The sequence below is a fragment of the Streptomyces sp. H27-C3 genome, from assembly GCF_030063415.1.
In the GTDB taxonomy this organism is placed as follows: domain Bacteria; phylum Actinomycetota; class Actinomycetes; order Streptomycetales; family Streptomycetaceae; genus Streptomyces.
The window spans coordinates 14,485-36,993 of the sequence record NZ_JASITA010000058.1 but is presented as its reverse complement, the minus strand read 5'-3'; the positions used below and the strand labels follow the sequence as shown (position 1 = coordinate 36,993).

The window sequence follows — 22,509 nt, the reverse complement described above, 5'->3', positions numbered from 1 at the left end:
GGCGATGGGGGCGGGCGGGGCCTGCGGCGGGCTGTTCCCCTACCCGCCCCTTCCCAAACCGGGGCAGGCCCCGGACCCCGGACGCCCTTCGGGCATGTCGTCAAGCGCCGGACGGGATGAAGTTGCCCGGCGCTGTCGCGTACGCGCTCGGCGGCGGCGTACTCCTGCTGCCGGCCGCCGGCGTCCTGCGCGGCCGCCACCGGGGCGAAGCCGCGCCCGCCCCGGTGGACCCGGCGGAGGAGGATTTCCGCCCCCGGTATCCGACGCCGGACGAGTAACAGCCGCCGTACCCCAGGGCATAGCGGCCACGCCCGTCAGGCCTGGGCGTCCCCGGAACGGCCCGTCGCCGTCCCCCGAGAGGCATGGTGGCCACGCCCGCCAAACATGCGCGCCTCACGGGCCCGCTTGCGGGTCAAGGTGCCCACGCCCGTCAGGCCTACGCGCCCCCGGAACGGCCCGTCGCCGTACCCTTCACCGCATCCAGCGCGTACACACAACGGTCCTTGCTGCATGCGTAGATGACGCCGTCCTGCGCCACCAGGGACCCGGTGATCTCGCCGCCCGTCGCCAGCTTCCAGCGCAACTGGCCGCCGCTCGCGTCCAGGGTGTAGAGGCAGTGGTCCGCGGAGCCGAAATGGACCCGGCCGTCGGCGACCACCGGCGCGCCGACGACCTCACCGCCCGCCGCGAAGCGCCACTTGGGTGTGCCGGTGACCGCGTCCAGGGTGTAGAGCGCACTGCCGCTGCCCACATGGACGTTGCCCGCGGCGACCAGGACCGGCTCGATGGACTGGCGGGACTCGGTCGCGATCCGCCAGCGGTCCTTGCCGGTGGAGGCGTCTAGGGCGTACACCGTGCCGAGGTAGTCGGCGAGGTAGACACCGCCGCCGGTGACGGCCGGGCCCGGCGCGAAGGCGGGCGCGCTGAGGAAGACCGCGGGGGCCTCGAAGTGCCAGCGCACCCGGCCGCTGACGGTGTCGATGGCGAGGACGCGCGTACCGGCGGAGACATAGATATAGCCGTCGGGCGCGGGCGTCACCCGCACCGGCACCCCGCCGCAGGAGGCCGCGTCGCCGATCGGGTACGACCAACGCTCGCTGCCCGTACGGGCGTCGAGGGAGCGCAGCCGCGCGTCCTGCCACACGTACACCGCGTCGTCGTGCAGCGCGGGGCCCGCCTCCGGGGTCTCGAAGTCGGTCTGCGCGCCGCTGAGTTCCCACAGCTTCTGGCCGTTCGCGGCCTCCCACGCCTGGACCCCGCCGCCGCGGGTGCCGGTGACCACCGTGCCGCGGCCCGCCTTGAGCGAATACACCCAGGCCTCGGTCTGCAGCCGCCACCGCTCGGCGCCGTCGGCGGCGTCGAGTGCGTACAGCGTGGGGCCGTCGGAGGCGTGTATACGACCGCCCGTGACCGCCATCACCCAGGCGACGTCACGCGTCTTGAACTGCCGCCGACCGCTGGCCACGTCCAGGGCGTGCACCTCGAAGGAGGTGACGTAGACGAGGCCGCCCGCGACCGCCGGAGTGCCCCACACATCGTTGGACATCCGGAACCGCCAGGGCCGCCATGCCCCGGACGGCCCCGCGCCGTCGGCCGGAGGTGCGGGCGCCGGTACGGACGGGGGCCGCATGTGCTGGGAGGGTGCGTACGGGGACGACGAGAGGGGTGGCGCGTGCCGCGGTACGACACCGGTCGGCGCGTCCGCCCCGTTCACCGCGGCCGCGGTCACCCCGGCGGGCGGCCTGATCCAGCCGGTGGCCTGACCCGCCTGGGCAGGCGCTGCCCCGGCGTGCGCGTCAGCGACCCGCGGGCCGGGTCCGATCGGCAGCTTCACTCCGGGCAGTCGTACGGCGTGCTGTGGGGCCTGCGCCGCGTGGGCGCCCGCGCCGCGGGCCCCCTGTGCGGCCGGTGCGCCCTGGGCGGCGTGCGCGGACCGCAGCTGAACACCCTGACCCTGCTGGCCCTGGCCCTGTGCCTGCGCGTACGAGGGTGCGGGCGCCGTCGGCGGCGGGCCCGGGGGGCGTGGCGGTGTCGCTGCCTGGGCGCGCACCGGGGGCGCGCTCGGCACGGACGCGCGCCCGCCCCGGCGCTGCTCGATCATCGCGGTGGCGCGCGGCGGCAGCCAGGCGGACGCCGTACCGCTGTCGTCCTGGCCCGAGGCGAAGAGGTGCGGCGCGAGCTGCGACTGGAGGTCGGCCGGGCTGGGCCGCAGCGGCGCCTCCATCCCCATGCACGACTTGATCAGCGGTCGCAGTTCGTCGGGCAGACCCTCCAGATTGGGGCCCTCCCGCAGCAGCATGAAGACGGTCTCGACCGGGTTGGCACCGTGGAAGGGCGCGTGCCCGGTCGCGGCGAAGACCAGCGTCGATCCGAGCGAGAAGACATCACTGGCGCCCGTCACGCTGCGCGAGTCCCGCGCCTGCTCGGGCGACATGTACGCGGGGGTGCCCACGGCCACGTTGGTCATGGTCAGCCGGGTGTTGGAGACACCCGACGCGATACCGAAGTCGATGACGCGCGGGCCGTCCTCCACCACCAGGACGTTCGACGGCTTGAGGTCGCGGTGGACCAGGCCCGCGCCGTGGATCGACTGCAGGGCCTCGGCGATACCGGCCGCCAGCCAGCGCACCGCCTGGGCGGGCATCGGACCGCACTCATTCACTATTTCTTCGAGCGAGGGAGCCGGGACGTACGCCGTCGCCAGCCACGGCACCGCCGCCCGCGGATCAGCGTCCACGACGGCCGCCGTGTAGAACCCACTGACGGCCCGTGCCGCCTCCACCTCACGCGTGAAGCGGACGCGGAACAGCTGGTCCTCGGCGAGCTCGGTCCGTACCGTCTTGATCGCCACTCGCCGGCCCGACGCCGAGCGCGCGAGATAGACCAGCCCCATGCCGCCGGCCCCGAGCCGGCTCAGCACCTCGAACGGGCCGATCCGCCGCGGGTCGTGCTGCGTCAGCTGCTCCATCACTTGCCTGCCACCTCCCCGTACGAGGCCGCAAATACAGCCCCATGCAGCGTCTCACCACTGGGCACCACCCAGCGGTGCACACCCTGATTCTTCCTGTCGGAGGCGGTGGAGGCGAACCCAGGGCCGGACCGGGGTGTCTCACCCTGATTCGGACACGCCACACGGGTGCGTCCTGCGAAGATTACCCGCATTTGCATGGAATGTTCGGCAGTTCATGTCGTACGAACAACGCCGAACGGATCCGATCGGGCCGGCCGGATCCCTTCTCAGATCTTCTCCGACTCCGTCAGATCTTCTCCGACTCCGCCAGAATGGCGAAAGTGGCGCCCTGATTGTCGACGAGCACCGCGATCCGCCCGAACGGGGTGTCGACCGGCGGCAGCTGGACGCGTCCGCCGAGGCGCTTGGTCGCCTCAACGGCTCCGTCGCAGGACTCGACGACGAAATAGACCAGGAAGTGGTCGGGCATCTCGACGGGGAAGGCGTCGCTCATGACGCTGCGGCCCCCGATCGCGGTCTCGGGCCCCGGCTCGGTGCCGGCCGGGGACCAGGTGCGGAAATCGACACCCGCGTCGTCCTGGGTGTGCCCCTCGAAGCCGAAGACCGTCTCGTAGAACGGGTCGATCAGTTCCTTGTCGTGCGTGTAGACCTCGGCCCAGCAGAAGGAGCCCGGCTCGTCCCGCTTCTCGAAGCCGCTGTGCGTGCCCGCCTGCCAGAGCCCGAAGACACCGCCGTTGGGGTCGGCGGCCACCGCCATCGCGCCGAGCGGCTCGACGGCCACCGGCTCGGTCAGCAGTTGCCCGCCCGCCGCCCTGACCTTCGCGGCGAACGCGACGACGTCGTCGGTGGCGAAGTAGACGCCCCAGGCAGTGGGCATGCGGCCGTCGCTCTTGGGCGCCAGGGCGGCGACCTTCCTGCCGTCGCTGAGCGCGTTCACGGACGGGCTCCGTGTCACACCGCCCGCATCCGCGAACGTCCACCCGAAGAGGGAGCCGTAGAAGCGCTTGCCCGCTTCGAGGTCGTCGAGCGTCACATCCACCCAGCATGGCGTGCCTTCCGCAAATACGGCCATGGGGCCAAAGTAGCCAGCGCACGCGCACCCCGCAGCCGAAAAGAATCGAACAATTGGCTCAATATGGGGGGTATCACCCACGCCCCCCATGGGTTGTCCACCAAAGTTGTCCACAGGCTGTTGATAAGACTATTCGTGGCGGGGCGGTCGGCGCACGTCTGTGGTTCCCCAGGGAAGGGGCGTCGGAGTGCCGTCGAGGACCGCCGCGGACCGCCGCGGGGCACGGATCAGGCCGCCGGGGTGCCCGGGTCAGGTCGCCGCGACCCTCGGGATCCGGCCGACGGGAGATTCGGGATCCGGCCACCGAGGTGTCCGGGCCGGGGTCGACGGTACGTACGGGTGACGCCCGGTCCCCGCCCGGCGCACGCCCTCTTCCCCATTTGCAGTCGGCCGAATCGCGCTCCGATCACCCCTCGGTAAGCTGACGGCATGACAGGACAAGTACGCACCGTCGACGGCCGCGTAGCCGGACGACGCGGCCAGGCGACGCGGCAGAAGCTGCTCGACTGCCTCAGCGAAATGCTCGGCTCGTCGCCCTACCGGGACGTCAAAGTCATCGACGTGGCCCGCAAGGCAGGGACTTCACCAGCGACGTTCTACCAGTACTTTCCGGACGTCGAGGGCGCCGTCCTCGAAATCGCGGAAGAAATGGCCAAGGAGGGAGCCGGGTTGACCGAGCTCGTCTCCGCCCGCCCCTGGGTGGGCAAAGCGGGCTGGGCCACCGCGGAGGAACTCGTCGAGGGATTCCTCGAATTCTGGCGCAGGAACGACGCGATTCTGCGCGTGGTCGACCTGGGCGCGGCCGAGGGCGACAAGCGGTTCTACAAGATCCGCATGAAGATCCTGAACTCCGTGACCAACTCCCTTACGGACTCGATGAAGGAACTCCAGTCCAAGGGCAAGGTCGACAAAGACGTCAGCCCCGCGGCGATCGCCGGCTCACTGGTCGCGATGCTGGCCGCGGTCGCCTCGCACCAGAAGGGTTTCACGGCCTGGGGTGTGAAGCAGTCCGAACTCAAGCCCAACCTGGCGCTGTTGGTCCACCTCGGCATCACCGGCAAGAAGCCGACGAAGTAGTCGGCGAAGTAGTCGGCGGAGGAGTCGGCTAAGCGGTCGGCGAAGGCAGCCGATCGCCCGGGTGGACCGGGTCGACGACTGGCCGACTGGCCGACTGGCGAGCACGTAGCGATCAGCGAGCAGGTGGCGAGTAGTGGGTATCGGATAGCAGATATCGGACAGCGCGTAGCGAATGAGGTGCACCGGCGGCGTCACGGCCGGCCCCGGTCCTGTCACGTCAGCGGCGGACCCCCCTCACTGGGTGGTCCGCCGCAGGCATGTACAGGCACGGCCTTGTCCGTACGGCCGCACCGCGTCGTACGACTTCACGCGACGTCGTACGGCTCAGGTCTCCGCCGTCCGCTCCGCCAGTCGGAACAGCCGGATCTGCCGCTCCACCCTCGTCTGATACGTCGTGTACGGCGGCCAGAACTTCACCGCCGCCTGCCACACCGCGTCCCGCTCGGAGCCCTCCAGCAACCGCGCCGTCACCGGGACGTCCCGGCCCCGCCAGTTGATCAGCACATCCGGATGGGCCAGCAGATTGGCCGTCCAGGCGGGGTGTCCGGGCCTGCCGAAGTTGCTGCCGATCAGGATCCAGCCGCAGCCCTCCTCCGGCATGCACGCGAGGGGTGTGGTGCGCGGCAGGCCGCTCTTGGCCCCCTTGGCGGTGAGGATGACGCCCGGCAGCATCTGGGCGCTCAGCAGTACGTTGCCGCGGGTCAGCCGGTGGACCGCGCGGTCCATGGCCGGGATGCAGTGGGGGGCGATCCTGGCGAAGGCGCGGGTCGACGACACCTTCTGGATCAGCCGGAATCCGGGCGGCATCAGACGGCCAGCTCCTTCGGTTCGAAGAGGTCCGCGACCTCGGCGGCGCGGGCGCGGAGCCGGTGGACCGGGCCGAAGAGCAGCTCGTCCGACGCGGCCCGCTTGAAGTAGAGATGCGCATCGTGTTCCCAGGTGAAACCGATCCCGCCGTGCAGTTGGACGGCCTCGCCCGCAGTGGTGCGGAGCGCTTCGAGTGCCTGGGCGAGGGCTAGGGCGCCGGCCGTGGGGGCCCAGGCCGCGTAGTACGCCGCCGAGCGGGCCGCCTGGACCTGTACGTACAGATCGGCCAGCCGGTGCTTGACCGCCTGGAACGAGCCGATGGGCCGCCCGAACTGTTCGCGGGCGCCCACGTAGTCGACGGTCCGCTCCAGCGACTGCGAGGCGGCGCCGACCGCCTCGGCCGCGAGAACCGCGGCGACGGTACGCCCCACGGCGGCCAGGGCGCCCGGCACGTCGGCCGTTTCGGCGCTGTCCTCGGCGCCGAGCAACTCGGCCGCGACCTCGCGCAGTTCGATACGGGCCTGCGGCCGGGTCTCGTCCAGCGCCACCTGCCGGACGCACGAGAGCCCCGGAGCGTCCGCGGTGACGAGGAACAGCAGAACGCGGCTGCGGGCGAAGCCGCCGGTGTGCGCCGCGACCAGGAGCAGTCCGGCGCTGTGCCCGTCGAGGACCTGCCCGGCCTCCCCGAAGAGCCGCCAGCCGTCGTCGGTACGCCGCGCCTGCACCCCGCCGGCCCGTCCGCCCCCGGCCCACTCGCCACCCGCGTTGTCGCCGGTCAGGGCGAGCGCGGCGCTGAGGCTGCCGCCGGGTACGGCGAGGGCGGCGGTCAGGGCGCCCCCGGCGATGGCCGGCAGCAGGGCGGTGCGCTGGGCGTCCGTGCCCAGGGCGGTGATCAACGGTGCGGCGAGTGCGGCGGTGGCGAGCAGCGGGGAGGGCAGCAGGGTGCGGCCCGCCTCCTCACAGGCGAGGGCGAGTTCGGCGGAGCCGCAGCCGACTCCCCCGTATGCGGCGGGGAGGGCGAGGCCCGGCAGACCGAGCTGTTCGGCGAGCTGCTTCCAGAGCTCCCTGTCGTACCCGGCGGCGGTCCTGACGGCGGCTTTCACCTCGTCGGGCCCGCATCGCTTGGCCAGCAGTTCGCGCAGGGTACGGCGGATCTCGTCCTGTTCCGCGGTGAAGGCGGCGTCCATGGGCTCCCCTCCATTTCTGACGGGTCGTCATGTTAGAGGCGGGCGCGCGAGATGGACAGGGGTGCGGGTAGGCGGGTGCGGGTGGGGGTGCCGCCGCGCGGGACTGCCCCCTACCGCACGCCGCAGACGCCCCCGCCCCGCCCCCGCCCTCCCCGCATCTGATGTACCGTCAGATTCATGTCCTCCCCAACCCGCCACCCCCGCAAGGTCGCCGTAGCCGGCACAGCCCTCTCGGACTGCGGACGCGTCGACGAGGCCACCCCGTACGCCCTGCACGCCCAGGCCGCCTGCCGCGCACTCGCCGACTCCGGCCTCGACCGCTCCGTCATCGACGGCTTCGCGTCGGCCGGTCTCGGCACCCTCGCCCCCGTAGAGGTCGCCGAGTACCTCGGGCTGCGCCCCACCTGGGTCGACTCCACCGGCGTCGGCGGCTCCACCTGGGAAGTCATGGCCGCGCACGCCGCGGACGCCATCGCCGCCGGGCACGCCAACGCCGTACTCCTGGTGTACGGGTCGACAGCCCGCGCCGACATCAAGGCGGGCCGCAGGACGTCCAACCTCTCCTTCGGCGCCCGTGGCCCGCTCCAGTTCGAGGTGCCGTACGGGCACACTCTGGTCGCCAAGTACGCGATGGCCGCCCGCCGCCACATGCACGAGTACGGCACGACCCTGGAGCAGCTCGCCGAAGTCGCCGTCCAGGCACGGGCGAACGCCGCGACCAACCCGGACGCGATGTTCCGCGCCCCGGTGACGGTGGACGACGTACTCGCGGGTCCGATGATCGCCGACCCCTTCACCAAGCTGCACTGCTGCATCCGCAGCGACGGCGGCTGTGCGGTGCTGCTGGTCGCGGAGGACTACGTACCGGACATGGCGAAGGCCCCGGTGTGGGTACTGGGAGCAGGAACGTCCGTCTCGCACACCGCCATGTCCCAGTGGGAGGACTTCACTGTCTCCCCCGCCGCGGTCTCCGGGCGCCTGGCCTTCGAGCGGGCCGGGGTGGGCCCCGCCGACATGGACCTCGCCGAGATCTACGACGCCTTCACCTATATGACGCTGGTGACGCTGGAGGACCTCGGCTTCTGCGCGAAGGGCGAGGGCGGCGCGTTCGTCGAGAAGGGCCGCCTACTGCGGGACGGCGAACTTCCCGTCAACACCGACGGCGGCGGCCTGTCCGCCTGCCATCCGGGGATGCGCGGCCTGTTCCTACTGGTCGAGGCCGTGCGCCAGCTCCGCGGCGAGGCGGGCGACGGTCAGGTGCGCAAGGCGGGTGGGCGGCTGCCCGAACTGGCGGTGGCCTCCGGGACCGGGGGCTGGTTCTGCTCGTCGGGCACGGTGGTGCTGGGGCGCGGCTGACCCGGGCCGCCTCTTCCTCCGCCTCGGCCGGGACCCAACGTTTCACCCCGCTCCGTATTCGTCCCGTAACGCCCATGGTGTGAGATGACGGGATGAGCGATCCGCATCCGCACCAGCACCCACACCCGCATCCGCATAAGCCGGAAGCCGACGACTTCCACGACCTGCTCCGCTTCCAGCACGTATGGGACTCGAAGCTGCCCGCGTTCGACACGGCCACCGCGCCCCGCGAACCGCTCACGCTCTTCCACCGGTGGTTCGCCGAGGCGGTCGAGGCCGGTCAGAGCGAGCCGCACACGATGAGCCTGGCGACCGTGGACCAGGACGGGCTGCCCGACGTACGGACCCTGATGCTGCACGACGCCGACGAGCGCGGCTGGCACTTCGCTTCGCACGCCACCAGCGCCAAGGGCCGCCAGCTGGCCGCCGCGCCGCATGCCGCCCTCGGCTTCTACTGGGCGGCGCAGGGGCGCCAAGTGCGGGTCAGGGGGCCGGTGACCGTCGGGTCGCCCGAGGAGAGCCGCGCCGATCTGCACGCGCGGTCGACGGGCGCGCTCGCCTCCGCGCTCGTCGGTCACCAGAGTGAAGTCCTGCCGCAGTACGGGCACTTGCTGCGGGCCTCGCAGGCCGCGTGGGACCAGGCACAGGCCGATCCCGGGGCCGACGTACCTTCGTGGACGCTGTACGTCGTCGAGCCCGCCGAGGTGGAGTTCTTCCAGGGGGACGAACGCCGCCGCCATGTACGGCTCCGCTACCGCCGGGACGCCGACGGCGCCGGCGCCGTCCACTGGATCAGGGAACTGCTCTGGCCGTGACCGAAGCGCCACCCCCACCGGCTCCGGTCGCGGATGCGTCGTCGGCGCTACCCGCCACCCCGGGCGCCCCGGAAGACGGGGACGGCGTACCCCTCCGCCTCCCCCTCCCGGAACACGACCTCCAGCTCCATCCCGATCCGCAGATCCGCCTCCTCGCAGTCGACGACCTCCGTCATCATCCTTGGCCCCTCCGCGAGATCGACCACCGCGGCGACGTACGGGACCCGCTCGCCGAAGGGCGGCAGGTCGTTGCGGCGCACGACGGACCAGGTGTAGAGCGTGGCGCGTCCACTCGCGGGCTCCCAGCCGACGTCCTCGCTCCAGCAGGACGGGCAGAACTCCCGCGGGTAGTGATGCGCCTTCGCGCACGTCAGGCAGCGGCGCAGCAGCAGGTTCCCCTGCGCCGCCGCCTCCCAGTAGGGGCGGGTGAAGGCGTCGATGTCGGGGGCCGCAGCGGTCCTCGAAGTCGCGGTCGTCGCGGTCGCGGTCGTCGGAGTCACCGTCGTCGGAGGCTTGGCCATCAGAACAGTCCGATCGCGCTGTCGGGGGACCAGCTCTGCCAGGACATGGCGAAGAGGGCGACCAGCGTGGCCAGCGCCATGACGGCGTTCTGCCCCTGCTCGGCCCAGTCGTGGATCATGAGGATCAGGTAGAGCAGATTGAGGAGCAGGGCGCCGACGAGAGCGATCGGCGTCAGGAAGCCGACCACCAGGCCCAGACCGATGGCGAGTTCGGTGTAGACGACGACGTACGCCATGGCCTTGGGGCGGGGCGCGACCACCGTCCGGAAGCCGGTGTTCACCGCGGGCCACTTGTGCTTGCCGGCGACGTCCGCCGCCCAGGCGATGCCCGTACCGCGCTCGAACCAGCCCTTCTTGTCCTTGTGGCGCCAGCTCTCCAGCCACCACAGGCCCAGGCCTATGCGCAGCACGGCAAGCCACTCGGCGCCGCCGAGCCAGACGGTCTGCATCCCGGTCCACCCCTCCGCCCTGCACAAATCTGACGATACGTCAGTTCAACCGATCGGGCCGCTGCGCGCAAGAGGCAGGACGGCCGGGGCGGTCGAGTGGGACAGTGGGGTGTCATGTCGCGACGGACCGTGATCGATTCGCAACCGATTTCGGTCTTGACCGAGACCTATCAAGAAATGCCGCTATTACGCTCACAACTCATGGCCGACACCACGAACGACCGACCCGTCTACGTCATCGGCGGCGGGCCGGGCGGACTCGCCGCCGCCGCGGCGCTGCGCCAGCAGGGCGTACGAGCCGTCGTGCTGGAAAAGGCCGACACCGTGGGCGCCTCCTGGCGCGGCCACTACGACCGGCTGCGCCTGCACACCACGCGACGGCTGTCCGCGCTCCCCGGGCTGCCGATACCGCGCTCCTTCGGACGTTGGGTCTCCCGCGACAACATCGTCCGCTACCTGGACAAGTACGCCGAATTCCACCAGTTGGAGATCGTCACGGGCGTCGAGGTCTCGCGGGTCAACGCCGCGTCCGACGGCGACGGCTGGGTGCTGCACGCAACCGGCGGCAGGGAGCTGACCGGCTCGGCCGTGGTGGTCGCCACCGGCTACAACCACACCCCGCTCATCCCCGACTGGCCCGGCAGGAACACCTACGGCGGCGAACTGCTGCACGCCGGCACCTACCGCAACGCCGCGACCTACGCGGGCCAGGACGTCCTCGTCGTCGGAACCGGCAACACGGGCGCGGAGATCGCCGTGGACCTGATGGAGGGCGGGGCCTCGCGGGTGCGGCTCGCGGTGCGCACGCCTCCGTACATCCTGCGCCGTTCGACCGCGGGCTGGCCCGCCCAGCGCACCGGCATCCTGGTGCGACGGCTTCCGGTGGGCCTGGTGGACCGGGCGGGTGACGTGCTGGGCCGCATCTCCGTCCCCGACTTGTCGTCGCACGGCCTGCGCCGCCCGACGGGCGGCCTGTACTCCCGGGTGCACGAGGGGGCGATCCCGGTCCAGGACGTGGGCCTGATCAACGCCGTACGACGCGGGAAGGTCGAACCGGTCGCAGCCGTCGAGTCCTTCGAGGACGGCAAGGTGATCCTGGCGGACGGCTCCCGGATCACGCCGGACACGGTGATCGCCGCAACGGGCTACCGCCGCGCCCTGGAGGACCTGGTCGGCCACCTGAACATCCTCGACGACCGGGGGCGCCCGGTCACCCACGGCGCCCGCACGCCCGCGAAGGCGCCGGGGCTCTACTTCATCGGGTACACGAACCCGATCAGCGGGATGCTCCGAGAGATGGCGAGGGACGCCCGGAAGGTCGCCCGAGCGGTGGCCGCGCGCACGAAGCCCCGCTGACCCGCGCCGCCTCGACCGAAAGCAAAGCCCCACCCGAGCGCACGCCACCGCCGGGCACGCGGTCCCGCAGGCCGCACGCCACCGCCGGGCACGAGCCGCCGCGACGTCGGGGCGCCACCGGTGTCCGGGCGCCCCGACCCCGCACCACCGCCAGACATGAGGTCCGCCGACCCCGCACCACCGTCGGCCATGAGATCCGTCTGCCGCGCGCCGCCGCTCATCGGGCCCGTGGCCGGAAGCCGTCGGGCCCCCTGGTCCGGCGGCGCGGCCCGTGAGAACGTGCGGGGCCGGAGCGCGCCATGGTGCGGATATGCCGTGTCCGACCTGCGGGAGACACCGCACTCCGGCGCAGCACAGCGCACACCCCGGGACCTTCCCCGGGCCCGCCCGGGGACTCTCTTGAAGTACTCCCGCCAGGCTTTGCCTGCCCAACTATTCCTGACGAGCCGTCAGTTCAGTAACCTGACTATGCGTCAGTTCTGTTGGCCGACGAGCAGGAGCGGGCTGAAACAATGCTTGGATCTACCCACGGCACCCTCACCACAGATCTCCGCGCCCGCGTTGTGGCCTGCGGAGAGCAGCCCCGACCCGATGCCGTCCACGGCAGCACCTCCGCAGGAACCGGTGCTGCGGCGGGCGACCTGGATGTCAGCGGGCGGCCGCTGCACGCCCCCGTCCCCGATCTCGACCGCTTCTTCCGGCCCGAATCGGTGGCCGTCATCGGCGCGTCCGACACCGAAGGCCGACCCAACACCGGCATCACCCGGCAACTCATCGCCTGGGCCGAGCGGGTCGGCGCCCGGCTGTATCCGGTCCACCCCACCCGTACGTCCGTGTTCGGTCTGCGCTGTCTCCCTTCCGTCGGGGACCTGCCCGAGCAGGTCGATCTGGCCGCACTGCTCGTCGGTGACCCCCTCCCGGTCATCGAGGAACTGGCCGATGCCAAGGTCAAGTTCGCGGTGGCCTTCGCGTCCGGCTTCGCGGAGGCCGGCGAGGAGGGCGCCGCCGCCCAGGCGCGGCTGGCGGCCGCGGTGGAACGGTCCGGACTGCGACTGCTCGGGCCCAACACCAACCTCAACGCCTTCGAGGCGTTCCGCGAGGACCTTGTAGGGCCCGCCATCGCCCTGATCACCCAGTCCGGCCATCAGGGCCGTCCGCTCTACGCACTCCAGGAGCTGGGCATCCGGCTCTCCCACTGGGCGCCGACCGGCAACGAGGCCGACCTGGAAACCGCCGACTTCATCTCGTACTTCGCCCAGCAGCCCGAGGTCGGGGCCATCGCCTGCTACGTCGAGGGCCTGAAGGACGGCCGCTCCTTCCTACTCGCCGCCGACCGGGCCGCGCGGGCGGGCGTGCCGGTCGTCGCGGTCAAGGTGGGCCGCACCGAGACGGGCGCCCGGATGGCAGCGTCGCACACCGGCAAGCTGACCGGCGCGGACCAGCTCGTGGACGCGGCGATGCGGCAGTTCGGGGTGATCCGCGTGGACGGGCTCGACGAACTCCAGGACACCGCGGCCCTACTGGCGCGCGCCAGGAAGCCGGTGGCCGACGGAGTCGTCGTCTATTCGATCTCGGGCGGCACGGGCGCACACTTCTCGGACCTGGCCACGGCGGCGGGACTGCAACTGCCGGAGCTCTCGGCCGCCAAACAGGCCGAGCTGCACGCGTGGATACCCGATTTCCTGAGCGTCGCCAACCCCGTCGACAACGGCGGCCACCCGGTCGGCGACTGGCGCGGGCCGAAGATCATCGAGGCGATCCTGGCGGACCCGGCGGTGGGTGTGCTGATCTGCCCGATCACCGGGCCGTTCCCGCCGATGAGCGACAAGCTGGCGCAGGATCTGGTGGACGCGGCCGAGGTCACGGACAAGCTGGTGTGCGTCGTCTGGGGCTCCCCCGTCGGCACCGAGGACGCCTACCGCACGACGCTCCTCGGCTCCTCCCGGGTCGCCACCTTTCGCACCTTCGGCAACTGCATCACCGCCGTACGCGCCTACCTCGGGCATCACCGCTTCACCGCCGGGTACCGCTCCCCGTTCGACGAGGCGCCGCGCACCCACTCCCCCTCCTTCCGCAAGGCGCAGGCCCTGATGCGCCCGGGTCGGCAGCTGAGCGAGCACGCGGCGAAGCAGCTGCTGCGGGCGTACGGAATCCGCGTACCGCGCGAGCAGTTGGTGACCAGCGCGGCGGCGGCCGTACGCGCGGCGGGGCTCGTCGGCTACCCGGTCGTCATGAAGGCGTCCGGGCCTCAGCTCGCCCACAAGACCGAACTGGGCCTGGTGAAAGTCGCGCTGACCTCCGCCAGCCAGATCCGGGACGCCTATCGCGAGCTGGCGGACATCGCCCGGTACGAGGGAGTCGAGCTGGACGGCGTGCTGGTCTGCCAGATGATCGAGCGCGGCGTCGAGATGGTCGTCGGGGTGACCCAGGACGCGCTCTTCGGCCCGACGGTGACCGTGGGGCTCGGCGGTGTCCTGGTCGAAGTGCTCGGTGACGCGAGTGTGCGGGTGCCGCCGTTCGGCGAGGACCAGGCGCGGGCGATGCTCGGCGAACTGCGCGGCCACGCGCTCCTCGAAGGCATCAGGGGCGCGCCCCCGGCGGATGTGGACGCGCTGGTCGAGGTCGTGCTGCGGGTCCAGCGGATGGCGCTGGAGCTGGGCGACGATCTGTCCGAGCTCGACATCAATCCGCTGATGGTGCTGCCTCGGGGGCAGGGGGCGGTGGCGTTGGACGCGTTGGCGGTGTGCCGGTGAGGTGACGGCGGTCATCGCGGGGCGGGTGCGGGGTGCCTGCGGCGCGGATGCGGATGCGGCGCGAATGCGGGTGTGCCTGTGGTGCGGGGTGCCTGCGGCGCGGATGCGGATGCGGATGCGGGTGTGTCTGTGGTGCGGGGTGCCTGCGGCGCGGATGCGGGTGTGTCTGTGGTGCGGGGTGCCTGCGGCGCTGTCCCCTACCCGCCCCTTCCCGAAACTGGGGGCAGGCCCCCAGACCCCCTTTGCCCTCAAACGCCGGACGGGCTGGAGGTACGGGGCACGCCGAACACCCCGGAAGAGCTGGAAGTGCCGGGTGCCCCGAGAGCGCCGGACGGGCTGGAGGTGCCTGGTGAGCCAAGAGCCACGGACCGGCTGGAAGTACCTGGTGAGCCAAGAGCCACGGACGGGCCGGAAGTACCTGGTGAGCCAAGAGCCACGGACGGGCCGGATATGCCGGGCGTGCAGGGATCGCCGGGCCCGCTGAACTTTCCTGAACAGGAGCAAGATCATGACCGACTCTCCCCGTGAAGCCGTCGAAGGAACAGCGGAATCGGTTGATTCGCTTGATTCATTGGTACTGCACGCCACTGACAACGGCGTCTCATGGATCACCCTCAACCGCCCCGAAGCCATGAACGCCGTCACCGGGGACCAGCGCGAGCGCATGATCTCCCTGCTCGCCGACGCCTCCGCCGACCCCTCGGTCCGCGCCGTCGTCATCACCGCCACCGGCAAGGGATTCTGCGCCGGGGCGGACCTGCGGAGCGGGAGCGCCGGGGCCGCCGAGCGCGTCGCCGGGGATGTCGCCCGTACGATCCGGCTCGGCGCGCAGCGGCTCATCGGCGCCGTCCTGGACTGCGAGAAGCCGGTGATCGCCGCCGTCAACGGCACCGCCGCCGGGCTCGGCGCGCATCTCGCGCTTGCCTGCGATCTCGTACTGGCCGCCGAATCGGCCAAGTTCATCGAAGTCTTCGTACGCCGTGGACTCGTCCCCGACGGCGGCGGGGCCTACCTCCTCCCCCGGCTGATCGGCCCGCAGCGCGCGAAGGAGCTGATGTTCTTCGGCGACTCGCTCCCGGCCACGGAGGCGCACCGGATGGGGCTGGTCAACCGGGTCGTCCCCGCCGAGGAACTCGCGGACACGGCCCGCGCCTGGGCCGAGCGGCTCGCCAGTGGCCCCACCCGGGCCCTCGCCCTCACCAAGCAGCTGGTGAACGCCTCCCTCGACTCCGACCGCGCCGGCGCCTTCGCCGCGGAGGCCACCGCGCAGGAGATCAATATGACGACGGCGGACGCGAACGAGGGGGTGGCGAGCTTCGTCGAGCGGCGTACGCCCAAATACCGGGGCCTCTGAACGACCCATCCCCTCTTCACTTCTGACGGGTCGTCAGCTTCAATGGCGAGGGTGATGGGACACGCAGGGATGGCGGCCACCGCCGTCCGATACCTCAGGTCCGTCGGGGCGGCCACCGCCACCGAGCCCTTCGACGCGCTGCCGCGCCCCGACTTGCGGGCCGTCGGCGAGGACGAGCGGCTGCCGCTCGACCCGGCCCAATTCCGGCGTGTGCTGGGCCAGTTCGCGAGCGGCGTCACCGTCGTCACCGCGCCCGCCGTGGACGGTGAGGCCGGCCCTGCCGGTTTCGCCTGCCAGTCCTTCGCCTCACTCTCGCTCGACCCGCCCCTGGTGGCATTCATGGTCGCCCGTACGTCGACGACCTGGCCGCGCATCGCCCGCGCCGGAGTGTTCTGCGTCAATATCCTGGGCGCCGGCCAGGGCGCGCTGTGCCTCGGTTTCGCGAAGAGCGGGGCGGACAAGTTCGCCGGGGTGACATACGAGGGGGCCCCGGAGAGCGGGTCGCCGCTCCTCGACGGCGTACCGGCCTGGATCGACTGCACGATCCAGACCGTGCACACCGGGGGCGACCACCTGATCGTCGTCGGCCGGGTCGACGCACTGGGCGACGCGACCGACGACGAGGGCGTCAGCGGTGAGCCGCTCCTCTTCCACCGAGGAAAATTCGGGCGCTTCGAAACCTGAGCGGCTACGCCGGGACCGCGGCCGGCTTCACCGGCTTGCGCCGGATCACCAGCGCCATCAGCGCCGCCATCGCGCACAGCGCGCCCGAGGCGTACCAGACCATGTCGTACTTGCCGAAGACGTCCCGCGCCACACCACCCGCGAAGGCGACCAGCGCCGCCCCCACCTGGTGCGACGCGAGGACCCAGCCGAAGACGATCGCGCTGTCCTCGCCGAACCGCTCGCGGCACAGGGCGATGGTCGGCGGGACCGTGGCGACCCAGTCCAGGCCGTAGAAGACGATGAAGAAGATCATCGGCGGTTGGACGGACGGGCCCAGCAGCATCGGCAGGAAGAGCAACGAGATGCCGCGCAGGGCGTAGTAGACCGCGAGCAGGCGGCGCGAATCGAAGCGGTCCGTGAACCAGCCGGATGCGATCGTGCCGATGATGTCGAAGACGCCGATCATCGCGAGCAGGCCCGCCGCCGCCGTGATCTGCATGCCGTGGTCGTGCGCGGCGGGTACGAAGTGGGTGCGGATCAGGCCGTTCGTCGAGGCACCGCAGATGGCGAAGGTGCCGGCCAGCAGCCAGAACGGGCCCGTCTTCGCGGCCTTGAAGAGCACCTTCACCGCGCGGCTCGCCGCGCCGCGCTGCGGCGCGGGCTTGGGGACGAACTCCCCGCCATAGGGCGCGAGTCCGACGTCCGCGGGGTGGTCGCGCATCAGCAGCCAGACGAACGGTACGACGGCCAGCGCGGCGAGGGCGACGGTGATGGAGGCGGGGCGCCAGCCGTGGTTCTCCACGATCCAGGCGCAGAGCGGGAGGAACACCAGCTGGCCGGAGGCACCGGCCGCGGTGAGGACGCCGGTGACCAGGCCGCGGTGGGCCACGAACCAGCGGTTGGTGACCGTCGCCGAGAAGGCCATCGCCATCGATCCTGTGCCGAGGCCGACGAGCAGGCCCCAGTAGAGCATCAGCTGCCAACTGGCCGTCATCCAGACGCTGAGGAGTGCGCCCGCGGCGACCATGCTCAGCGCCACGACCACGACCCGGCGGATACCGAAGCGGTCCATGAGGGCGGCGGCGAACGGGGCGGTGAGACCGTACAGCGCCATGTCGATGGAGACGGCGACGCCGATCTCACCGCGCGACCAGCCGAACTCCTGGTGGAGCGGGTTGATAAGCAGGCCGGGCAGGGAGTTGAAGGCGGCCCCGCCGATGATCGTCACAAAGGTGACCGCCGCGACGAGCCAGGCCCGGTGGATCTTGCGCGGTAGCAGCCACCGGCCCGGGCGAACGCTCTGGCTGCGCGGACCGGTCGAGTCGAGCTGACCGGCCGAGTCGGTAAGAACGGTCGGGTCGGTGGGGTCGGCCGGGCCGGTCGAGCCGGTCGAGCCGGCCGCGTCGGTCGGACTCGAAGCCGCGGGTGCACTGTCCGGCGTCGTACTGGCGGCTGAATCGTCGGTTGTCTGCGTCACGTGGCCCAGCATCCGGTCTGCGGTTTCCCCGAACGAGTGGCCCGAAGGTCAGCGTTCGATACGATCGGGCCATGGCATGCAGGCCCGGCGCTCATCCGATCCGCTTGAGTCCCCGGATCGCCCGCACCGAGAGCAACGCCACGCACACCAGCACCTTCATCACGACCCCGGCGAACACGACCTCACGCACCCCCACCCGTTCGGCGACCGGCCCCGTCAGCCCGCGCCCCACCGAGAGCATGATCAGCGAGCCCGCCACGTCATACGCGTGCAGGCGGTTGAGCGCCTCCGGCGGAACGTGGGTCTGTACGGTCGTGTGCCACATCACCAGCCAGAACGCGAAGCCCCCCCCCCCCCCCCGCGCGAAGAACCCCGCCGCGAGCAGCCCCATGGGTACGTCGAAGCCGAGCACCAGCAGGTTCGCCGTCACCCCGAGCAGCCGCGAAGGCCCCCGCGAAGAGGGGCCTACGCGGCTTCAGCCGCATCGCGAGCAGGCCGCCCACCGCGTTGCCCGCGCCGTTGACCGCCATCATGATTCCGAACACCGTCGAGCCGTGCCGCTCGGTGACGACCACCGCCTCCAGGGGGATGAGCGGGCCGAGCACGGCGAAGACCAGGGCCAGCACTCCCGCGGAGACCAGCCGCATCGCGTCGGCGATCACTATCATGCGGCGCGGCGTGAACCGGTCCGCGAGTACGCCGCCGAACAGCACGAACCCTGCGAAGCACACCATCCACGCGCCGAGCGCGAAGCTGACGGCGGAGGCGTCGCGCCCCGTGGCGAGCAGCCCGGCGGCGAGCGCGACCGGCGCCATGCCGTCACCGAAGCGGGCGACGGTCCGGGCGGCGAAGAACAGCTGGAAGTCGCGATTCCACAGGCCGTTCACCGGCATCTTTTCGGGCGGGGGAATGGTCCGGGTCGCCGCACGCCTATCAGTCACAGTGGGGAGAGGTACCAGGAATTGGTCTGGACACCAATGATTAACGCCGCCGATCACCGATCCGGGAGCACACCATGGCCAAGGGGAACAAGGAGCAGGAGAGCCTCGTGGGTGGACGCGCGGCCCCGCACCGCATCGTGGTGCTCGCCCTGGCCGGAATCCTCCCCTTCGAGCTTGGCATCCCCCACCGGATCTTCGGCCGCGCCAAGGACAGTGCGGGACGGCCGCTGTACGAGGTCGTGACCTGCGGCATCAAAGCGGGCCCCGTCCGTACCGACGCGGACTTCGCCATCCATGTCGAGCACGGCGCCGAGCTGCTGGCCACCGCCGACACGGTCATCATTCCCGCCTCGTACGAGCTGGGCAGCGTCTACACCGAGGGCCGGCTCAGTGACGAGCTCGCCGCCGCCTTCACCCACATCAGGCCGGGCACCCGACTGGTGGCCATCTGCACCGGCGGTTACGTCCTGGCCGCCGCGGGCTTCCTCGACGGCCGCCCCGCCACCACACACTGGTCGTCCGCCGCGCACTTCCAGGCCCTCTTCCCGCTGATCAAGGTCGACGCCGAGGTCCTCTTCATCGACGACGGCGACGTACTGACATCGGCGGGGGTCGCCGCCGGGCTCGACCTGTGCCTGCACATCGTGCGGCGCGACCACGGCGCGGCGGTCGCCAACGATGTGGCGCGCCGTACGGTCGTACCGCCGCACCGGGACGGCGGCCAGGCCCAGTACATCCAACGCCCGGTACCGGAGCCGCAGTTGGCGACCACGACAACGGCCCGCGCCTGGGCCATCGGCCGACTGCACGACCCGATCCAGCTGCGGGACATGGCCGAGCAGGAATCCATGTCCGTACGGACCTTCACGCGCCGCTTCCGCGAGGAGGTCGGCATCAGTCCGGGCCAGTGGCTGACGCAGCAGCGCGTCGAGCGGGCCCGGCACCTGCTGGAGTCCTCGGACCTGTCCGTCGACCAAGTGGCGCGGGACGCGGGCTTCGGCACGGCCCAGTCGATGCGCCAGCACATGCAGTCCGCGCTGGGCGTGCCGCCGACCGTCTACCGGCGGACGTTCCGCACGGGGGCGGGGGCGGGGGCCTGACCCGATGGCCCGTCGGGGAAGATACCTGCGACCCTCGGCCCGTCGGTCAAGAGGCCCACGGACCACAGCCCGTCGGTCAGAACGTCAGCACCCCCCGCGCCACCCGCCCGTGCAGCGCGTCGTCCGCGGCCTTGGCGAAGTCCTCGACCGGGTAGGTCTCCGTCACCAACTCATCCAGCAGCAGCCGCCCTTGGCGGTACAGATCGGCGTACAGCACGATGTCGCGTTGCGGCCGTGACGACCCGTACCTGCACCCCAGGATCGACTTGTCCAGGTACATGGACGAGACCAGGAACGACGCCTCGGCGCTCGCCCCGGGCACGCCGAGCAGGATCGCCTGGCCGCGCCGGTCGAGGAGGTCGATGGCCTGCCGGATGAGGCTCGTGTTCCCGACGCACTCGAAGGCGTGGTCGGCGCCGGTCGGCAGGATCTCGCGCACCGCGGCGGCGGACTCGACGAAGTGCGTCGCACCGAACTGCCGGGCCGGCGCCTCCTTGGCCGGGTTCGCGTCGACGGCCACGATGGTGAGCGCACCCGCGATCCGCGCGCCCTGGACGACATTGAGCCCGATGCCGCCCGCGCCGATGACGACGACGCTCTCGCCGCGGTCGACCTTCGCGCGGTTGAGCACCGCCCCGATGCCCGTCAGCACCCCGCAGCCGATCAACGCGGCCGAGGTCAGCGGGATATCGGACGGGATCTTCACGGCCTGCACGGCCTTGACGACCGTCCGTTCCGCGAAAGAGGAGTTGGAGGCGAACTGGTAGAGCGGTTCCCCCGCGCGGGAGAAGGGCTGTTCCGGCATGCCGACCGCCTTGCGGCACATGGTCGGCCGCCCCCGGTCGCACTGATCGCACGTACCGCAGTTGGCGAGGGTGGACAGCGCCACATGATCACCGGGCACCACATGGGTGACGCCGGGGCCGACGGCCGCGACGACGCCCGCGCCCTCGTGCCCCAGGACGGCCGGCAGCGGAAACGGGATGGTCCCGTCGATGACCGACAGATCGCTGTGACACAGTCCGGCCGCCGCCACGTCCACCAGGACCTCGCCCGGTCCGGGGTCCCGTATCTCCAGGTCGTCGACCACCCGGGCCTGCTTGCCGTCGAAAATGACACCTCTCACAACGACTCCTTCGGGTCTTTCGGGTCTTTCGGGTCTTTCGGGAGGCCGAGTACGCGCTCGGCGATGATGTTGCGCTGGATTTCGTCCGAGCCGCCGTAGATGGTGTCGGCGCGACTGAAGAGGAACAGCCTTTGCAGGGAGTCGAGTTCATACGGTCGCTCCTCGTTCCAGGGCGTTGGTCCGACCGCGGCGGACACGCCCCGCACCTGCATCGCCAGCTCACCGAGCCGCTGGTGCCAGCCTCCCCACAGCAGCTTGGCGACGCTCGGGGCGCCGGGGTCGTCGGTGCGGCCCAGGGTCCGCAGGGCGTTCCACCGCATGGTGCGCAGCTCGGCCCACTGCCGTACGAGGCGATCGCGCAGCACGGGGTCAGCGAGGGCGCCCGATTCCCGGGCCACGCCGATGACTCGACCCAACTCCTCCTCGAATCCGATTTGTTGAACCAGGGTCGACACCCCACGCTCCAGAGCGAGCAGCCCCATCGCGACGCGCCACCCGTTGCCCTCACCCCCGACGACATGCTCCGCCGCGGCTTCGGCCCCGTCGAAGAAGACCTCGTTGAACTCGCTCGTCCCCGACAACTGCTGAATGGGCCGTACGTCGATACGCCCCGGCTGATCCATCGGCACCAGTAGGAACGACAGCCCGCGGTGCCGCGCCGACCCCGCTTCGGTGCGCGCCAGCACGAAGCACCAGTCGGCCTCCTGGGCGAGGGAGGTCCACACCTTCTGCCCACTGACTCGGTACGGCCCCCCGCCCCCTTCCCGCACGGCGACGGTACGCACGGCGGCCAGATCGGACCCGGCGCCGGGCTCGCTGTACCCCTGGCACCAGAGCTCCTCGCCACGGGTGATCGGGGGCAGAAATCGGGCCCGTTGCGCGGCGGTGCCGTAGGCGAGGAGGGTCGGGGCGAGGAGATTCTCGCCGATGTGGCCGACACGGGCGGGGGCCTGAACGCGGGCGCACTCCTCGGCCCAGACGACCTGCTGGGTCAGGGTCGCGCGGCGATTCCCGTACGGGCCAAGGGGGTTGACGCCGGATGGGGTGAGCGCGACTTGGGCTCCGGGCGGCGCGTCGCCCGACGGGGCGTGCGGCCCGCCGTTGGGCGCGGGCCCCGCGTCGCCCGACGGAGTGTGCGGCCCGTCGCCCGGCACGGGCCCAGCGTCGCCCGACGGGGCGTGCGGCCCGCCGTCCGGTAGAGGTCCCACGCCGTCCGGCGTCCCGTCCCAGCCGAGTCCGATCCAGCCGCCCCGGCCGAGCTCGCGCTCCCACCGGTGCCGGACGGCGTTCCCCTCATGCTCACTGCCCGGCCCGCCCTGGCCGGTGGCGGCGGCGAAGTCCCCTACGAGGTGCGCCTGGAGCCAGGCGCGGGCCTCCGCCCGGAACGCGTCGTCGTCTGCGCCGAAGCCGAAGTCCACGATGCGCCTCCTGTGTCGCTGCGTGTGTGAGCTGACGAGGGGGGATGCGGAGAGGGGTGCGGG

At 71.6% G+C, this 22,509-nt stretch carries 20 protein-coding genes; 9 read left to right on the top strand and 11 right to left on the bottom strand.

The genetic code is table 11. The annotated features are described in order from the left end of the window. Positions 1-116: 116 nt before the first annotated feature. Positions 117-278 carry a hypothetical protein gene (locus QMK30_RS35215; protein WP_283522423.1) on the top strand — a complete coding sequence of 54 codons (162 nt, stop codon included), beginning with the start codon at positions 117-119 and terminating at the stop codon, positions 276-278. Positions 279-436: 158 nt separating this feature from the next. Here the strand turns inward: QMK30_RS35215 and afsK are convergent, their stop codons facing one another. Both afsK and kbpA read right to left on the bottom strand, forming a co-directional pair. Further along, positions 437-2,968 (bottom strand): protein serine/threonine kinase AfsK, encoded by a 2,532-nt coding sequence (gene afsK / locus QMK30_RS35210; protein WP_283522422.1) that lies wholly within the window; start codon positions 2,966-2,968, stop codon positions 437-439. A 289-nt stretch (positions 2,969-3,257) separates the two neighbouring features. Next, a complete protein-coding gene (gene kbpA, locus QMK30_RS35205) occupies positions 3,258-4,043 on the bottom strand; it encodes an AfsK-binding protein KbpA (RefSeq protein WP_283522421.1) in 786 nt (261 codons plus the stop codon). Positions 4,044-4,472: 429 nt separating this feature from the next. On the opposite strand from kbpA, the gene QMK30_RS35200 reads away from it, so the two are divergent. Further along, complete coding sequence (locus tag QMK30_RS35200; RefSeq protein ID WP_283522420.1) at positions 4,473-5,120, top strand: TetR family transcriptional regulator; 648 nt, start codon at positions 4,473-4,475, stop codon at positions 5,118-5,120. Between the two features lie 324 nt (positions 5,121-5,444). Here the strand turns inward: QMK30_RS35200 and QMK30_RS35195 are convergent, their stop codons facing one another. Next, a complete protein-coding gene (locus QMK30_RS35195) occupies positions 5,445-5,927 on the bottom strand; it encodes a nitroreductase family deazaflavin-dependent oxidoreductase (RefSeq protein ID WP_283522419.1) in 483 nt (160 codons plus the stop codon). Next, the gene (locus tag QMK30_RS35190) at positions 5,927-7,114 is read right to left on the bottom strand and encodes an acyl-CoA dehydrogenase family protein (RefSeq protein WP_283522418.1); all 1,188 of its coding nucleotides are present in this window, start codon (positions 7,112-7,114) and stop codon (positions 5,927-5,929) included. Before QMK30_RS35190 ends, QMK30_RS35195 begins: the two co-directional genes overlap by 1 nt. A gap of 177 nt (positions 7,115-7,291) precedes the next feature. Here QMK30_RS35190 and QMK30_RS35185 point away from each other — a divergent pair, with 177 nt between their 5' ends. After that, positions 7,292-8,470, top strand: coding sequence for a thiolase C-terminal domain-containing protein (locus QMK30_RS35185; protein WP_283522417.1), 1,179 nt, complete (start codon positions 7,292-7,294; stop codon positions 8,468-8,470). Positions 8,471-8,562: 92 nt separating this feature from the next. Continuing rightward, on the top strand, positions 8,563-9,285 hold the full coding sequence (locus tag QMK30_RS35180; RefSeq protein WP_283522416.1) for a pyridoxine/pyridoxamine 5'-phosphate oxidase: 723 nt from the start codon (positions 8,563-8,565) through the stop codon (positions 9,283-9,285). A gap of 47 nt (positions 9,286-9,332) precedes the next feature. On the opposite strand, the gene QMK30_RS35175 is transcribed toward QMK30_RS35180, so the two are convergent. Then, positions 9,333-9,806 (bottom strand): Zn-ribbon domain-containing OB-fold protein, encoded by a 474-nt coding sequence (locus QMK30_RS35175; RefSeq protein WP_283522415.1) that lies wholly within the window; start codon positions 9,804-9,806, stop codon positions 9,333-9,335. Beyond that, entirely contained in the window at positions 9,806-10,255 is a 450-nt protein-coding gene (locus QMK30_RS35170; protein WP_283522414.1) for a DoxX family membrane protein, read from the bottom strand. The genes QMK30_RS35175 and QMK30_RS35170 overlap by 1 nt, the downstream gene beginning before the upstream one ends. Before the next feature lie 177 nt (positions 10,256-10,432). Here QMK30_RS35170 and QMK30_RS35165 point away from each other — a divergent pair, with 177 nt between their 5' ends. The 4 genes from QMK30_RS35165 to QMK30_RS35150 all read left to right on the top strand — a co-directional run bounded on the left by QMK30_RS35165 (position 10,433) and on the right by QMK30_RS35150 (position 16,402). After that, positions 10,433-11,611: a flavin-containing monooxygenase gene (locus tag QMK30_RS35165; protein WP_502963281.1), complete on the top strand. Its 1,179-nt coding sequence runs from the start codon at positions 10,433-10,435 to the stop codon at positions 11,609-11,611. 512 nt (positions 11,612-12,123) lie between these two features. After that, positions 12,124-14,364, top strand: coding sequence for an acetate--CoA ligase family protein (locus QMK30_RS35160; protein WP_283522412.1), 2,241 nt, complete (start codon positions 12,124-12,126; stop codon positions 14,362-14,364). A gap of 508 nt (positions 14,365-14,872) precedes the next feature. Then, positions 14,873-15,718, top strand: a complete 846-nt coding sequence (locus tag QMK30_RS35155) for an enoyl-CoA hydratase/isomerase family protein (protein WP_283522411.1) — start codon at positions 14,873-14,875, stop codon at positions 15,716-15,718. 69 nt (positions 15,719-15,787) lie between these two features. Further along, entirely contained in the window at positions 15,788-16,402 is a 615-nt protein-coding gene (locus QMK30_RS35150; RefSeq protein ID WP_283522425.1) for a flavin reductase family protein, read from the top strand. Positions 16,403-16,406: 4 nt separating this feature from the next. On the opposite strand, the gene QMK30_RS35145 is transcribed toward QMK30_RS35150, so the two are convergent. From QMK30_RS35145 to QMK30_RS35140, 3 genes are all read right to left on the bottom strand, one after another. Next, entirely contained in the window at positions 16,407-17,663 is a 1,257-nt protein-coding gene (locus tag QMK30_RS35145; RefSeq protein ID WP_502963283.1) for an MFS transporter, read from the bottom strand. A 289-nt stretch (positions 17,664-17,952) separates the two neighbouring features. Then, positions 17,953-18,120, bottom strand: coding sequence for a hypothetical protein (locus QMK30_RS38600; protein ID WP_349362149.1), 168 nt, complete (start codon positions 18,118-18,120; stop codon positions 17,953-17,955). Position 18,121: 1 nt separating this feature from the next. Continuing rightward, a complete protein-coding gene (locus QMK30_RS35140) occupies positions 18,122-18,802 on the bottom strand; it encodes an MFS transporter (RefSeq protein WP_349362148.1) in 681 nt (226 codons plus the stop codon). Between the two features lie 74 nt (positions 18,803-18,876). Between QMK30_RS35140 and QMK30_RS35135 the strand changes: the two genes are divergently transcribed. Continuing rightward, complete coding sequence (locus QMK30_RS35135; RefSeq protein ID WP_283522409.1) at positions 18,877-19,902, top strand: GlxA family transcriptional regulator; 1,026 nt, start codon at positions 18,877-18,879, stop codon at positions 19,900-19,902. 76 nt (positions 19,903-19,978) lie between these two features. On the opposite strand, the gene QMK30_RS35130 is transcribed toward QMK30_RS35135, so the two are convergent. Then, positions 19,979-21,028 (bottom strand): Zn-dependent alcohol dehydrogenase, encoded by a 1,050-nt coding sequence (locus QMK30_RS35130; RefSeq protein WP_283522408.1) that lies wholly within the window; start codon positions 21,026-21,028, stop codon positions 19,979-19,981. Next, a complete protein-coding gene (locus QMK30_RS35125) occupies positions 21,025-22,446 on the bottom strand; it encodes an acyl-CoA dehydrogenase family protein (RefSeq protein ID WP_283522407.1) in 1,422 nt (473 codons plus the stop codon). Before QMK30_RS35125 ends, QMK30_RS35130 begins: the two co-directional genes overlap by 4 nt. Positions 22,447-22,509 lie beyond the last annotated feature (63 nt).

Excerpts from the sequence above, each read along its gene's own strand:
- QMK30_RS35200 (WP_283522420.1), top strand. The coding sequence starts at position 4,473 with ATGACAGGACAAGTACGCACCGTCGACGGCCGCGTAGCCGGACGACGC.
- QMK30_RS35150 (WP_283522425.1), top strand. The coding sequence starts at position 15,788 with ATGGCGGCCACCGCCGTCCGATACCTCAGGTCCGTCGGGGCGGCCACC.
- QMK30_RS35185 (WP_283522417.1), top strand. The coding sequence starts at position 7,292 with ATGTCCTCCCCAACCCGCCACCCCCGCAAGGTCGCCGTAGCCGGCACA.
- QMK30_RS35165 (WP_502963281.1), top strand. The coding sequence starts at position 10,433 with ATGCCGCTATTACGCTCACAACTCATGGCCGACACCACGAACGACCGA.
- QMK30_RS35190 (WP_283522418.1), bottom strand. The coding sequence starts at position 7,114 with ATGGACGCCGCCTTCACCGCGGAACAGGACGAGATCCGCCGTACCCTG.
- afsK (WP_283522422.1), bottom strand. The coding sequence starts at position 2,968 with ATGGAGCAGCTGACGCAGCACGACCCGCGGCGGATCGGCCCGTTCGAG.
- QMK30_RS35170 (WP_283522414.1), bottom strand. The coding sequence starts at position 10,255 with ATGCAGACCGTCTGGCTCGGCGGCGCCGAGTGGCTTGCCGTGCTGCGC.
- QMK30_RS35135 (WP_283522409.1), top strand. The coding sequence starts at position 18,877 with ATGGCCAAGGGGAACAAGGAGCAGGAGAGCCTCGTGGGTGGACGCGCG.
- QMK30_RS35180 (WP_283522416.1), top strand. The coding sequence starts at position 8,563 with ATGAGCGATCCGCATCCGCACCAGCACCCACACCCGCATCCGCATAAG.
- QMK30_RS35215 (WP_283522423.1), top strand. The coding sequence starts at position 117 with ATGAAGTTGCCCGGCGCTGTCGCGTACGCGCTCGGCGGCGGCGTACTC.
- kbpA (WP_283522421.1), bottom strand. The coding sequence starts at position 4,043 with ATGGCCGTATTTGCGGAAGGCACGCCATGCTGGGTGGATGTGACGCTC.
- QMK30_RS35195 (WP_283522419.1), bottom strand. The coding sequence starts at position 5,927 with ATGCCGCCCGGATTCCGGCTGATCCAGAAGGTGTCGTCGACCCGCGCC.
- QMK30_RS35155 (WP_283522411.1), top strand. The coding sequence starts at position 14,873 with ATGACCGACTCTCCCCGTGAAGCCGTCGAAGGAACAGCGGAATCGGTT.
- QMK30_RS35160 (WP_283522412.1), top strand. The coding sequence starts at position 12,124 with ATGCTTGGATCTACCCACGGCACCCTCACCACAGATCTCCGCGCCCGC.
- QMK30_RS35175 (WP_283522415.1), bottom strand. The coding sequence starts at position 9,806 with ATGGCCAAGCCTCCGACGACGGTGACTCCGACGACCGCGACCGCGACG.